We start from the raw sequence: 14,350 nt of genomic DNA on the forward strand, positions 1-14,350 counted from the left end.
AGCATTTCATTCCATAAGTATCTCTAAAATGGCTGGAAATAATGCTAAAAATAACTTATTTCTGCTCGATGACTTTAACAAATTCACGCATATAATCCGGTAAATCAGGCGGGCGTCTGCTTGAGACTAAATTTCCGTCGACGACAACTGGCTCATCATACCAAGTTGCACCAGCATTCTCCATATCATCCCTAATCCCAGGTGTACTAGTTACCTTCTTACCCTGCAGGATTTTTGCGGAAATTAGAACCCAGCCAGCATGGCAAATTTGTCCAATTGGCTTTTTGTTTTCTTCGAAATGCTGAAGCAGTGAAAGAACTTCAGGAAAGCGGCGAATCTTATCTGGTGCCCAACCACCTGGAACTAAAATCGCATCGTATTCTTCCCCTTTAATATCACTATAAGAGTAATCCGATTTTGCCGGCACTCCATATTTTCCTATGTACCCTTCCTCAGCCTTTTCTCCTGCTAGGTCAACCACAGCCCCTTCTTCTCTTAATCGGAGAATTGGATACCATAGCTCAAGATCTTCAAAATCATGATGGACAAGACTTACTATCTTCTTACCTTTTAAACGCATAATACTTCCCTCCTCCTTCTTAATTATTATGACATAGAAAAATCAAACCAACAAAAAAGAGACCACTTTTAAAGAGTTTCGTTAAGCGGAGATTTTCCGGTTAATTACAGAATAGAGCTCGTTTCGGGTGATATAAGCGGAGATTTTCCGTCTATGCAAAGAAAAATCTCCCATTTTGTGATTTTTAGAGCCAATAGGCGGAATCTCTCCGTCTATTTATGCCCATTTTAATAATAATTACAAATTAGGCGGAATTTTTCCGTCTATTTATCAGCTAAGGTATTTGGTCTAACCTGCCCCCCCCAACTCAGAAACCTAAAAAAATAGACGTATGCCAATTCATACGTCTATTCTTAATATGAAAACCTAAACCCTTACTTTTAATTTACATCCAGCCAAAGAATCTAACGGTTTGGGTAATAATAAAAGGAACAAGAATGGCAATGACCGTAGGAATCAAAAAGGCTAGAAAAGTCCATTTTTTACTTTTAGTTTCTTTATAAATATTTAAAAGCGTTGTTCCGCATGGATAATGAAGCAGTGAAAACAACATCATATTTAGTGCTGTCAGCCACGTCCAGCCATGGTCGAGAAAGATTTGCTTTAAATCGACCAAGCTATCCACCTCTGTTAAGGATCCTGTTGATAGATACCCCATTAACAAGATGGGAAGGACAATTTCATTCGCTGGCAACCCTAAAATAAACGCCATCATAATATAACCATCAAGTCCTAGCAATTTTCCAAATGGATCTAAGAACTCAACTGCATACATCAGAATGCTGGTATCACCAATAAAAATGTTTGCAAACACCCAGGTTAAAATCGCCGCCGGTGCTGCAACCTTCACCGCACGCATTAAAACCGACCATGATTTTGTTAACGATGAGCGAACCACCGTATCAAAAATTTTAGGTTTCCTGTATGGAGGAAGTTCTAACGTGTAATGGGTTGGAATCCCTTTTAATGCTGTTTTTGATAGGACCCAAGAGACAAAAAAGGTGACAATGATACCAAACATGACGATCCCGACAATCACTCCGGTTGTGACAAGTGATTTAAGTCCGCCTGTAAAATTTGCCGCCATAAATAACGAGGCTAATACAATTAATGTTCCCCAACGCCCATTACATGGAACAAAATTATTGGTCAATATCGCCAGCATTCGTTCTCTTGGCGATTCAATTATCCTTGTAGATATCACCGCTGCTGCATTACAGCCAAAACCCATAGCCATTGTTAAGGATTGCTTCCCATGAGCACCCACCCTTTTAAACAGACGGTCCATATTAAAAGCAACACGTGGTAGATAACCGTAATTCTCTAAGAGTGCGAAGGTTGGAAAAAAGATTGCCATCGGAGGCAGCATGACGCTAATAACCCACGTTGTACCGCGGTATAACCCGAGAACAAGAACGCCATGAACCCAGTCAGGTGCGTGAATAAAGCTAAAAAATGCAGTTAAATATTTCTCCATCGACCCAAAGAACTCTGCCAACATCGAGGACGGTATATTTGCTCCAGCAATTGTTAAGTAAAACAATACGCCCAACATCGTAAGCATAATCGGAAATCCAAAAATCGGCGAGGTAAATATCGCATCTAGTTTTTCGGTCCTTGTGTCTCTGTTCGACTTTGTATACTTAATGCCCTCAGCACAAAGTCGATGGCTACGTTCATAGAGCTGTTGAACAATATCATCTCTCAGCTTGGCCGTTGAAAGCTGTTGTGCTTCTGTGTAAAGCTGTTGAATACTCATCTAAGCTCTCTCCTTTTGTCCAAATCGCTCGTTAATCTCATTCAGTAAGTTTTCGTCACCATCCAGCAACCTTAACGAAACCCAACGTGCGGACAACTCATTTCCAATAAGCTCCGAAACTTTTGGTTCAATTTTCTTAATTTGTTCTTCAATATCATCCGGGTAGGTGGTTTGGACAGGTTGACAGTCTATCGCACCGGTCACGATGCGGTCTATGGTATCAAGCAGCATAGGGAAGCCTTTTTTGTTTCGTGCCGATATTTTAATCACCGGAACGCCTAATCGATTTGTTAAAATCCGCTCATTAATGGTAATCCCTTGTTTTTCTGCGACATCGATTAGGTTAATACAGATAATTACATTTTTTGTCATTTCCAATACCTGTAAGGCTAAATTGAAGTTTCTCTCTAGGGATGTTGCATCCAGTACAACAACGGTAACATCTGGTTTTTCGAAAACAATATAGTTTCTTGCTACCTCTTCATCACTTGAATTGGAAAAAAGCGAATAGGTACCTGGAAGATCAATCAAATTAAACGTTTTATCTTTATACTGAATATCGCCTTGCGCGAGCGAAACAGTCTTTCCAGCCCAGTTTCCTGTATGCTGTCTTAAGCCTGTTAAGGCATTAAATAAAGTACTCTTACCGGTATTTGGGTTTCCCGCCAAGGCCACTCGATAACTATTCCCCATCTGTCATCAACACCCCTTCTATCCGAGAGCTTTCCTCTTTTCTTAACGCAATGGTCGTTTGACTGACTCGATAAGCAATTGGGTCCCCTAAAGGGCTTTTTCTAATGACCTCGACCATCGCACCAGCCACAAAGCCTAAATCTAACAATCTTCTTCTCATCACACCGTCCAGATTTAAAGAAGTGATTTGAATTAAATTTCCCTTCTCACCATCCACAAGTCTCATTGTTTTTGGTATGCTCATATCTCTTTCCTCCTTATTAAAGTTTTTCCTTCGTGCAACTTTTTCTTAATTATATGCTAAAACATACCACTTGTGTCATTTTTTCAAAAAAAAAATTAGCTGCCTACTAATAGGCAGCTAAGAAGATAAATTTTAGGTTAATACTTCCCTTAAGAGTATTCCAAGTGTAATTCCTATAAACATCGATGTCAGCGTACCCAATAGAAAATACTCTGCCCAGTTGCGGTCATCCATTTGTTTGAACCGTGCAATCGACTTAGCCGCAACGATAAATCCAATCGCTGGATAAGCACTGTAAAAGGTTAACACGATAACTAGTAATCTCTCAATATAACCAATTAATTTTCCCCGTGAGAGATCATGTTTGCTAAAAATCGTATAGTTATATTCCTCTGTTAAGGATCTATTACCCGTATGGTTCTTGGCATATTGAGCCTCTTGCCGTTCATTTTTAAATGTATATTTCCCTTCAAAGGTTAAAAGCTGATTAGGCAGGGAGCCTAATAGGATTTTTATCATGTGTCCACTTACACTAGTGGCAAGAATCAAAACAATAAGAATGAATAAAACCGAGTTTATCGTGCCCAATTCTTTCCCGTTTCTAAAAAATCCCTGGATACTTGCAAGCTGAACACCTAAAAAATATTGTCCAGCAAGGAGAATTGTTCCAAGGTGTACCAGCTGATCAATCGTGAAGAAACTAGCTCTTTTTAGGTTTTCTTCATTGCTTATTTTTAAGGTATCAAGGAGCTTGATTTTAAGGATATCAATAATTAAATGGCTGCTCACAATAAAGAACAACGGAAAAATAAGACACGTAATAATACTCACTTCTTTAGATGAAAAAAGGTAAAAAACTGTCAGCACAAGTACATTTACAAGAAAATGGTGGCCAATATGCTTCTTAATATTTTTCATTTTGTCTACGACCATTTCATCGGTCTGCAAATAAAAATCAGCTATGAGATGGGCGAGAATGAGGGATAATAATAGCATGGAAACTCCTCTCTATCAGGTCATTGCTTAATATAATTTAATTTTATATGATGTCGAATTGATTCCATTAATGATTCACTTTTCCCATTCCTCTGATTATCGTTATACGATTTTTCCTGCAGTGAATCTAGGATGGTGACCAATTCGCTAAAAACCTTTGTAATTTCTTCAGATTTTCCTTTTTTATAATGACTGGAAATGGTCGGTGCTGTTTTTTCGAGCAGCTTTGCTACCGCTTTTTGCTGCTGCAAAATAAAGTAATAGGTAAAAACCTGTTCTTGAATAGGAGTTTGCTCTTTTAACATGTTCATCTGTAAACGCAATAATGAATTAATTAAAACCTCAAACTCATTCCGAAACTGGTTATATGTAAAGAGTGAAATATCTTGATAAAATTGATCAAGTTCAAATTTGAATAGTGGTCTGACTGGCTCTTGTTTTAATAAATCGTTCGCATATCTCGCCTGCTTTATTAGCGGGTGGATCCATTTCTCAATATCAACTTCTTCTAACTCTTTATCACTATCACCAAAGGACAAACCAAAATAAGGGGTATGATCACGATACTTCCAAACCCTGCTGATAAAAAAAGCAATAATATATGCCGTCGAATAGCCATAACCAGCAAAAATAATCTCATCGCCCGCACGGTGTTTTACCTTGCAATGTCCAAACTTCTTCGTCCAAACATTAATTGAGGCCACCATCTCATCAAGGTAGTTCGTTAATTCTTCTCCTTTTTCAGCGGAAGAAGAGTTACTTACATCTAGTATAAAAATTGAAATTGGATGATTCATTAGCTACTCCTTTATTTCAAAAATTAGATTATATAATCTAATTTTAATGAATTTAGATTAAGTAGTCAAACTTTCATCCAATTAGATAAATAAGCACCTAAATGACCGTAAAACTCCGCCACTCTTGTGGTAAAAGGTCTTGATACTGCCTCCGTAAAAACCGGTCGTCTACCAGCACAATGGTCCCGTGGTCCTCTTCCGAACGGATTAACCGTCCGCCCGCCTGTAAAACTTTGTTCATTCCAGGATATACATAGGCATAATCATAACCGTTTTTTTCGTTTTGATTGAAATGTTCCTTTATCAGATTCCGTTCATAACAAAGCTGTGGCAACCCTACCCCGATCACCACCACTCCGTTTAACCGATCACCTTTTAAATCCACACCCTCTGAAAAAACACCGCCAAGTACCGCGAATCCTACCAATGTCTCTGCTCGATTTGGTATAAACTGTTCTAAAAAGGCTTCTCGTTCCAACTCAGACATTCCCGCACCTTGAAGTAAGGTAGGGATTCCCGGGTATTCTGTAATGAACTGTTCATATACCGCAAGTAAATATTGATAGGACGGAAAAAAAACTAAATAATTACCTGGTCGATTTTGAACTAAGGCATGAATCATAGATGCAATTGGCTCTTTTGTTCTCGCTCGGTCACGATATCTAGTCGAGAGCGGTTTGATAAAAATATCTGTCTGCTCTTCCTTAAAAGGGGAAGGAATCGAAAGTGTATAATCGTCCACTTGCCCGCCTAACATATCCTGATAATAAGATAACGGCGATAGTGTGGCAGAAAAAAAGACTTTTGACCGAAAGTTTTTTCCCATTTTTTGCAGTAATTTTGATGGATCGATACAGAACAATTTTAGTGTTACATCTTTTTTATTTTTCTCTCCATAAATCACATAATGCTCATCAAGTAATTCAACTATTTTCAAAAAAGCATTGACTTGAAAGTACAGCTCCAACAGGTTTGGAGCATTCTCTTTTTGTAGGAAAAGTTCAGCACCTTCATTAAATTGGGTTAACAACTCAACCAATTCTTCATCCAGCTGCTCCACAGTATACTCACTCTGCTCACCATGAAGCTTTTTCAATGAAATAAACCAGGCATTTATTTTTGAAGCATAATCGGAGATAACCTTATTGACAGTTTTAAATTCCTTTTTTAATTGAAGAAACGTATCTTTATTTAAGGAAGCAGAGAACATTTCTCTTCCGCGATCAACCAGATTATGAGCTTCATCAACTAACAAAAGTGTTGACTTCTTCTGCTCCTCGAACATTCGTTTTAACGATACGCGAGGATCAAAAATATAATTATAATCACAAATGACTGCGTCAACTGCATAAGCAAGATCAATCGAAAATTCAAAAGGACAAATGGTATGTTTGCGAGCGTATTTCTCGATTACTTCACGATTCATAAGGTTTTCATTTGATACAATATCTAATACAGCTTCATTGATTCGATCATAATAACCATCAGCAAACTCACAATAATCCTTCTGACATTTGGTCTCATTCTTAAAACAAACCTTGTCTTTCGCTGTAATCGTAACGGATTTCAAACATAGCCCGCAAGATCGCATTCGTTCTAAAGCCTCTTCTGCCGTTGTTCTGGTAATAGTCTTAGCGGTCAGATAAAAAATTCGATTTAAATGCCCCTCACCCATAGCTTTAACAGCAGGAAAGAAGGTTGAGATCGTTTTGCCAATCCCAGTTGGTGCTTTTACAAATAAACTCTTTTCTTCTGAGATCGTCTTGTAAACACCACCAGCTAGTTTCCTTTGACCTGCACGGTAAGAATCAAATGGAAAAACCAGTTGTTTACTACTTTCATTCCTTGCTTTGCGGTGATCATGAAGTAATTTTGCATAAGGATAATAATTTCCTACCACCTCATGAACAAAAACATCTAGTTCCTCCATTGTAAAACAATTTTTCAGATATCTTTTCTCATCACTTTCAACCTGCACATAGGTAAGCTGCACAAAAATCTCCGGTAACTGATGGTCATTGGCATATATATAAGCGTACATTTTTGCTTGTGCCCAATGAACAGGAATACCTTCTTGTCCAAGGTGTTCCAACGGCTGAGAAGTGGATTTTATCTCATCTATGATTACCTCACCATTCCGCAATAATAACCCATCACATCTTCCATCAATAGTAAATATGACATCTTTAAAGGGTAGGTCAGCTCGAAGATAAACTTCCTTTTGATCAGAATCTTGGTATGTACGTTGGATTTTTTGGTGAATTCTTGTTCCATCTAAAAGTGTGGACTGTGACCGAAAACGGGAATCAATACTGCCACTGCTATAAACATGTTCCACAAGCGTCCTAACCGCTATTTGTATGGTATTTGCCAAGAAAATCACCTTCTTCAAAAATAAGAATATATGTTTGTATCTTATTATAACAGAAATCTTTTCTCGCATACCAAGGATCGAAAAAAATAGAGAACAAGAATGTACCTTGTTCTCTATTACTTATTATGAACGGATTTGACCTGTTCCCTGTACAATTGCCTTTGTCGTGGTAATGGCTCTTAAACCCATTGGACCGCGTGCATGCAGTTTTTGTGTACTAATCCCGATTTCCGCTCCATAGCCAAATTGTTCCCCATCGGTAAAACGAGTGGAAGCATTATGATAGACGACGGCTGCATCGACCGCTTGGAAAAATAACCGTACATTTTCATCATTTCCACTGATGATTGCTTCTGAATGCTTCGTTCCATACTTGTCGATATGTTGAATGGCTTCCTTCACACTCTTTACCAATTTCACGGCTAGAATCGGTGCTAAAAATTCGTTCTGCCAGTCCTCTTCAACGGCAATTTTTACAAAAGGGTATTGCGCTGCCAGCTCTTCATCCCCTCTAAGCTCCACTCCTTTTTCCTTTAAGGAATGAACGATCTCTGATATATGTGGCCAATCCTCGTGAAGAATAAGGGATTCAGCCGCATTACAAACAGAAGGACGGTGTAATTTTGCATTAATCGTAATATCAATAGCCATTTGCTTTTCTGCAGTCTCATCAATAAATATATGACAATTCCCAACACCCGTTTCAAGCACAGGTACAGTCGCATTTTGAATAACCGATTGAATCAAACCTGCACCTCCTCGGGGAATCAGAACGTCAAGATATTGATTTAGTTTAAACATTTGCGAAGCTGTTTCCCTGCTCGTATCCTCAAGCAGTTGAACGGCATCGGCTGGTATTTTACTATCTGCTAAAGCCTCACGCATTACTTTCACAAGTGCCTTATTAGAGTAAAGAGCCGAAGTACTTCCTCTTAAAAGAACAGCATTTCCCGCTTTTAAGCAAAGACTGCCTGCGTCCACCGTTACATTCGGACGCGCTTCATACACCATTCCGATGACACCAAGCGGAACACGAACGGTATGAATCTGTAACCCATTCGGACGATCCCAAGCTTCAATCGTTTCTCCGATTGGATCTTCAAGTACAATCAATTGGCGAATCCCTTCTACAATCTGCTCGATTCTTTCTTCCGTAAGCAATAACCGATCCAACAAAGAAGGCGAAAATCCTTTTTCCTCTCCTGCTGCAATATCTTTAGCATTTTCAGTAAGGATCAATTCTTTCTCTGTCAATAATCGGTCAGCCATTTTTGCTAAAGCTTCATTTTTCTCCTCCGTAGTGAGAACAGCAAGAACCTTTGATGATGATCTTAGTTTTACAGCTTTTTCTAATAATTCACTCATAGTAAATTTCACTCCTCCGGCAAAAAGACCCAGTTATTTCGATGAATCACTTCTGCTCTTTTATTAATAGAAAAATTTTTCGTTTTCTCGCCAGGTAAACCTTTGACCATTTGAAGATTTTTTGCAGAATAATAGATTTGTCCTTTGCCAATCAATTCACCTCTTTGATTGTGAACCTCGACAACATCCATCGCATTAAAATCACCAATAACATTTGTAACACCAACAGGCAGCAAACTTTTCCCATTTGTAACAATCGCCACTTCTGCACCGTCATCAATTTCGACAATGCCAGCAGTATGAGAATGAAAAGCAATCCATTGCTTTTTCTTTTGCATTTGTGTTTGGAAGGAGCCGCCAATATAAGTTCCGTCGCCTTTACCCTCTAAAATATTTAAGAGCTTTTCCTTTCCCTGTCCTTTCCCGACAAAGACACTAACCCCGAAGGAAAGAGCTTTTTTCGCAGCAAGCAGCTTCGATTTCATTCCGCCTGTACCAACGGAGGATCCACTTCCTCCTGCAGCTTCAAGCAGTTCATCGTTAACCCTCGGAATAAAGTCATACTTCTTCGCGTCCTTCATCACTTTTGGATTACCGTCATATAAGCCATTTACATCTGTTAAGATAATTAATGCATTCGCATGTAAAAACCCGCTTACAAGGGCAGACAGCATATCATTATCACCAAAGGTTAATTCCTCAATTGAAACAGAATCGTTTTCATTAATAATCGGTATAACGCCCCTTTGAAGCAGCTCAGATATCGTATTGTAAAGATTGTGAAACCGCTCAAGGCTGTAAAAATCTTCTCTAGTTAATAGAATTTGGGCTGGGACTATACCAAACTCTTTAAATTGCAAATGATAATGCTGCATTAATAATCCTTGTCCGACTGCTGCTGCTGCCTGCTTCCCTGCTGTGGTTTTTGGCCGTGTCGGATACCCTAACGCCCCAAAACCTGCAGCAACTGCACCAGAAGAGATGAGTATGACATCGTGACCCTGTTCTTTTATACATGCCAGTGCTTCGACATGGTCACGAATTTTTTCTTCTGATATCGTACCTGAAGCTGTTGTTAATGAACTGCTCCCTATTTTTACAACCACGAGTTGTTTCTTCATTTCCTCTAACCCCTCTAAAAAAAATAAAAAAACGACTCTTCTGTCCCTATAAAAAGGACGAAAGAGTCGTTTCCGCGGTACCACCTTCATTGATGCTTTTAGCATCCACTTTGACTCCGTAACGAGGGAAAACGGCTTATGTTTTCATAAGCGGTGTGAAAAGGGCAGGTTCAATCTCTTTCGCGCGAGAAACCTTACAGCCTGTGGGTTTCACTCTCTTTCACGTTCACAAGTTTACTAATCCCTTACCATTAGCAATTTGTAATTTTTACTTATTATCTTAAGAAATGAGCAAATTGTCAAGGATGTTTTTTGAAAATTAAATCATTACTTTAGTTAATGTTATCTGTTACTAACTGTCCGATTAAATAATCGCATACCTTTTCTGAACTTAATTTTGCTGCAATAAAGGGAGGCTGTAGCCCTTTTCCTCTTCCTAGCTGGAAACCGAGCCAGAGAATATGCTCATCAATGACAACAAACGGGAAGGAACACCCAGCCTCCTGCCATGAGTCAGCCTGTATTTCTGGAATTGGTTTCTCAGAAATAACGGTGAGTGTGGCGGACGGATTCCGATGAACTAAAACATTTGTCCATGACTCTGGTAAAACAATCGTTACTGGTAAAGAAATAACAATGGAAGAACGGGCATTTTCTATGTCTCTAAGCACCTTATCTAATTTTAGTGCATGGATCCACTTTAAATTAGGATGCTGATTTCTAATCCAGGTGCCAATATCCTTTGTTCTCACACTTTGCTGATGTTTTTCTTGATGTTCAACCAACTGCCTAATCGTTTTTCTGTTATATACATGTTTACGGATAAAAGCGAGATTACAGACATGAATGAATTTTCCCTTTGTTCTTGTAATTGCCACATTTATGAGTCGTTCACTGTCTTTTCCTGTTAATAGCATTCCGGCTCGTTCCTGTGGATTGGAGTCTACTGTATCAAAGATCATCACATCTCTTTCACTGCCTTGAAAGCGGTGAACGGTGGCAGAAACGATATCTGCCGTTAACCGTTCTTTTTCATATAAATCCTGCAGCAAGAGATCCATTAAATTTGCTTGTGCTCGGTAGGGTGTTACATACCCAATGGAACGAGCACCGCCAAGATAGGATTCATGAATCAGTTGAAAAGAAATCAGAGCCTGCCATAGATTTGACCTGGAATTGGAACTTTTTTCAGTTATACAAAAAGCACCCATATAACTTGTATCTAATAAGATGGCCGCCCGTCCCGGAAAAGGTGCATGTTCAACAATCCTCTTTCTACTACTGCTTACACTTTCATGGTCACCTACAAGAGAATGATAAATGTATCGATTGGTAAAAGCAGATATATCTGGGTGCATCCTCCGCTGTTCTTTCAATAAGAATAAATGCGGATGGAGCTTACCCTCCTCCACCCAATCTGCCACACCCGCTCGATGAAAAACATCCTCTTTCAGCCATTTTGTTACGAGTGAGTCCCTGGACGAGGCTATAGGTGGTAATTGTTTAAAATCTCCGCATATAATGACTCTTTTACCAAGCGAAGCTGCAAATGCTGCCTGTGGTACATAAGCCATACTTGCTTCATCCACGATAACAACATCAAAATCTTTCCCATATATCGCAGGATCACTTGCTGCTTTTGCAAGCGTTGCGCCCACCACAAGGGCATTTTTTACAAATTCTATTTCTTTTTGACGTATTTTTTCAAGCACTCTGGCAATCTTTTTCTCAAGTTCCAATAGTTGATTTGTATCTCTCTTACTAAAAGATCGGGCAATATCATGTTTTAGGTTTTTTCTTTCTTCTATTAAAGCATTTTTATCTTCTACGAGACTATGTTCCTGTTTCTGGAGGAGCTGACTGGTGGTAAGTGCTTCTTCGCTATCCTCTCCCACGCCGGTATTAGATCCATACCGAAGTACATCCCCTTCTTTGAAGCGGTCCTTCTTTTTAATAAAAGCTGAAATCTCACTGATTAATACATCTACTGCTTGGTTACTATGCGAAAGAATAAGTATCGTTTTTTCTTGAAAATATTTATTTGCAGCAACCCGTGCAAGTGTATAGGTTTTACCGGTTCCAGGCGGTCCCCACACAAAGGTGACCGGGTTGTATTTTGAGCGCAGCACTAATTCATGGACATTGCTTTTAACCTTTTCAATGGGGTGTTTTGCTGACATTGAAGGGTTCATTAATCGGTTGACCCTTAAACGTTTCTGCTTGCTTTTGTTGACTTCATCTAACCGTTCGATGAGCTGCTCAAGCAGCTCCCAAGGATCATGATAGATATAGGCATCAGGGATTAAATCACCCAGCGATTGCTCTAATTGAACGATGATCCCCTTCCCTTCAGAAGAAAGGGTCCGTCCTCCCTGTTTTACGCCTCCCCATACAAGCGTAATAGAAGAACCAACTGGTATTTTTAATGAGAAGGCAGTATCAAAATAATAGGTAAATGTCCCATCGTTTGACAGCAGCCTGCCATTGGTCACTCTATATTTGTTACTGCCATATTTTTTCAAGTAAAGTATTTCATTTTCAAGTGCCTGCTGCCACTCTTTCAAATAAACTGTCTTTGTCATTGTTTTCATCCTTTAATTACTCTAAATGTCAATTTACTATAGCATGTTTTAGCCAAAAAAATAAATCTAACTCGTAAAATTATGAATCTATGAATTATAAAATTTTTCTGCAGTGAAAAATTTCGACGTCCATTGTTCTCTTTGTCATATTTTAAAAAATAACCACGATAAAAAAATTGCTGTCAATGTGTAGGATAGAAAGGAATGTTCAAACTGTAAAATGAATAGTTATTTAGTACCAGCCGCACAAGGTTGAAAACTACAAACAGGTGAAAAAGGTCATTATTCCGAGAACGATTTGTGACTTTGGACCGGGTATCCCACGAGTTAGATTCGGAATTTCTGTGGATATACATAGGTCATTTTACGTGGTAAAACCATTTCTCTACTATTGTTTAAGGAGGTAAAGATGAAACGAAGAGATTTTGTTAAATATGCGGGAGGCGGTCTTGCGGCGTTAGTTGTAGGAAGTGTGATGCCTGCGTGGATATCCAATAATTCACTTTTTGCTGTTAAACAGGTACAGGAACTCAACTTTACCATTACAGACGCTATAAAAGACATGGTTACACATAATTCTATTAACCAAGCACAATGTTACTTTTGGTTGTACAAAGAGGCTAATTTTCCTGCAGAAGTCCCTGGACCTCATATTTTCACAACGGAAGGAAGTCTCATTAAGGTTTCAATCACAAATGGACTTGATGAGCCACATGCTTTTTTCATACAGGGGATGGTAAACAGTGGTCCAATTGCACCTGGAGCGACAAAAAATATCGAATTTGTTGCTTCAAAAACTGGGACCTTTTTATATTACGATAATCTAAATGCACCAGTAAACCGAATTATGGGGCTGCATGGCGCCTTGGTTGTCATGCCAAATGCGGCAGTTTCTGGGCATAAATCCACACCTTACGCTGCTCCTACAACTGCTGTACAACAGCTTTTTGATGATTTTGGAACGACCTCACACTTTCCAGGATTATCTTGGGAAGATGGTGACGATTCAACACATACACCACCATTTAGACAATATGTGTGGATCCTCCATGCGGTCAGCTCCCGTTTATTTGCGGAAGTCGGAAACTACCCTCCAGGAAGAGACTATCCCGCAGCACAATTTATCAGTGCGTATCAACGAGATCGGTACAGGTCAGATGGTTTGAATCGTAAACCAGACTTTTTTACGATAAATGGTCAATCAGGATGGTTTGCAGCACATAACCCATATATAACTCCGAGCCATAGGGTTGGGGAACCAGCTGTCATTCGAATTATAAATACTGGCCTATCCCTTCATTCCCTGCACATTCATGCCAATCATGTCTATGTAACGGGAGTAAATGGTGTTGTTCAAACAAATCCCCATTGGATAGATACTTATACAGTCAAACCGCTTGATGTAATCGAATGGGTGGTTCCTTTTACAAGACCGCCTGATGTTCCTAATGAGCGTGGTATCGGTCTTGCTGATAAACCGCTCATTTCCATCGCAAATCCGGCTATCAAAGGATCGGTTCCACACCCTGTCTGGCCGCCAACAGGGGAGTTGAACACCCACTTCCCGAAAATTGGAACGAAAACAGGAGATCTTGATATTTCTGTTCCATTATCACCAATTTGTTACCCAATGCATGACCACTCAAAGACCAGTCAATCGGCACAAGGTGGAAACTATGGTATGGGTATGATGAGTGGATTAGATTTCATTGGTGATCGAAACACACCTGGTGGAGTCACAACATTCCCTGGTGCTGGAATGAATCACGGTCCTCATGAGACAGCTCCTGCAGCTGGGCATGAAGGACAGCATTAAACGATTGCATCTTATGATAATAA

11 protein-coding genes are annotated in these 14,350 nt (G+C 39.4%); 1 reads left to right on the forward strand and 10 read right to left on the reverse strand.

Features of this window, described 5'->3' with window-relative positions; all coding sequences use genetic code 11:
• Window positions 1-55: 55 nt before the first annotated feature.
• From F4694_RS04020 to F4694_RS04065, 10 genes are all read right to left on the reverse strand, one after another.
• On the reverse strand, window positions 56-580 hold the full coding sequence (locus F4694_RS04020) for a type 1 glutamine amidotransferase domain-containing protein (protein ID WP_179595615.1): 525 nt from the start codon (window positions 578-580) through the stop codon (window positions 56-58).
• A 385-nt stretch (window positions 581-965) separates the two neighbouring features.
• Window positions 966-2,339 carry a ferrous iron transporter B gene (locus F4694_RS04025; protein ID WP_179595616.1) on the reverse strand — a complete coding sequence of 458 codons (1,374 nt, stop codon included), beginning with the start codon at window positions 2,337-2,339 and terminating at the stop codon, window positions 966-968.
• Entirely contained in the window at window positions 2,340-3,032 is a 693-nt protein-coding gene (locus F4694_RS04030; RefSeq protein ID WP_179595617.1) for a FeoB small GTPase domain-containing protein, read from the reverse strand.
• Complete coding sequence (locus tag F4694_RS04035) at window positions 3,022-3,276, reverse strand: FeoA family protein (RefSeq protein WP_179595618.1); 255 nt, start codon at window positions 3,274-3,276, stop codon at window positions 3,022-3,024. The genes F4694_RS04030 and F4694_RS04035 overlap by 11 nt, the downstream gene beginning before the upstream one ends.
• A 132-nt stretch (window positions 3,277-3,408) precedes the next feature.
• A complete protein-coding gene (locus tag F4694_RS04040) occupies window positions 3,409-4,272 on the reverse strand; it encodes a DUF3307 domain-containing protein (RefSeq protein WP_179595619.1) in 864 nt (287 codons plus the stop codon).
• A gap of 20 nt (window positions 4,273-4,292) precedes the next feature.
• Window positions 4,293-5,069 carry a hypothetical protein gene (locus F4694_RS04045; protein WP_179595620.1) on the reverse strand — a complete coding sequence of 259 codons (777 nt, stop codon included), beginning with the start codon at window positions 5,067-5,069 and terminating at the stop codon, window positions 4,293-4,295.
• Window positions 5,070-5,166: 97 nt separating this feature from the next.
• Window positions 5,167-7,443, reverse strand: a complete 2,277-nt coding sequence (locus F4694_RS04050; protein ID WP_179595621.1) for an ATP-dependent DNA helicase — start codon at window positions 7,441-7,443, stop codon at window positions 5,167-5,169.
• A 123-nt stretch (window positions 7,444-7,566) separates the two neighbouring features.
• Window positions 7,567-8,808 (reverse strand): glutamate-5-semialdehyde dehydrogenase, encoded by a 1,242-nt coding sequence (locus F4694_RS04055; protein WP_179595622.1) that lies wholly within the window; start codon window positions 8,806-8,808, stop codon window positions 7,567-7,569.
• Window positions 8,809-8,816: 8 nt separating this feature from the next.
• Window positions 8,817-9,929, reverse strand: coding sequence for a glutamate 5-kinase (proB, locus tag F4694_RS04060; protein WP_179595623.1), 1,113 nt, complete (start codon window positions 9,927-9,929; stop codon window positions 8,817-8,819).
• 332 nt (window positions 9,930-10,261) lie between these two features.
• Complete coding sequence (locus tag F4694_RS04065) at window positions 10,262-12,511, reverse strand: AAA domain-containing protein (protein ID WP_179595624.1); 2,250 nt, start codon at window positions 12,509-12,511, stop codon at window positions 10,262-10,264.
• 409 nt (window positions 12,512-12,920) lie between these two features.
• Here F4694_RS04065 and F4694_RS04070 point away from each other — a divergent pair, with 409 nt between their 5' ends.
• Window positions 12,921-14,327, forward strand: a complete 1,407-nt coding sequence (locus tag F4694_RS04070) for a multicopper oxidase domain-containing protein (protein WP_179595625.1) — start codon at window positions 12,921-12,923, stop codon at window positions 14,325-14,327.
• Window positions 14,328-14,350 lie beyond the last annotated feature (23 nt).

Source organism: Neobacillus driksii, from assembly GCF_013409995.1.
Classification (GTDB): Bacteria; Bacillota; Bacilli; order Bacillales; family Cytobacillaceae; genus Neobacillus; species Neobacillus driksii.

Coding starts and splice junctions, on each gene's coding strand:
- F4694_RS04020 (WP_179595615.1), bottom strand. CDS start 580: ATGCGTTTAAAAGGTAAGAAGATAGTAAGTCTTGTCCATCATGATTTT.
- F4694_RS04025 (WP_179595616.1), bottom strand. CDS start 2,339: ATGAGTATTCAACAGCTTTACACAGAAGCACAACAGCTTTCAACGGCC.
- F4694_RS04030 (WP_179595617.1), bottom strand. CDS start 3,032: ATGGGGAATAGTTATCGAGTGGCCTTGGCGGGAAACCCAAATACCGGT.
- F4694_RS04035 (WP_179595618.1), bottom strand. CDS start 3,276: ATGAGCATACCAAAAACAATGAGACTTGTGGATGGTGAGAAGGGAAAT.
- F4694_RS04040 (WP_179595619.1), bottom strand. CDS start 4,272: ATGCTATTATTATCCCTCATTCTCGCCCATCTCATAGCTGATTTTTAT.
- F4694_RS04045 (WP_179595620.1), bottom strand. CDS start 5,069: ATGAATCATCCAATTTCAATTTTTATACTAGATGTAAGTAACTCTTCT.
- F4694_RS04055 (WP_179595622.1), bottom strand. CDS start 8,808: ATGAGTGAATTATTAGAAAAAGCTGTAAAACTAAGATCATCATCAAAG.
- proB (WP_179595623.1), bottom strand. CDS start 9,929: ATGAAGAAACAACTCGTGGTTGTAAAAATAGGGAGCAGTTCATTAACA.
- F4694_RS04065 (WP_179595624.1), bottom strand. CDS start 12,511: ATGACAAAGACAGTTTATTTGAAAGAGTGGCAGCAGGCACTTGAAAAT.
- F4694_RS04070 (WP_179595625.1), top strand. CDS start 12,921: ATGAAACGAAGAGATTTTGTTAAATATGCGGGAGGCGGTCTTGCGGCG.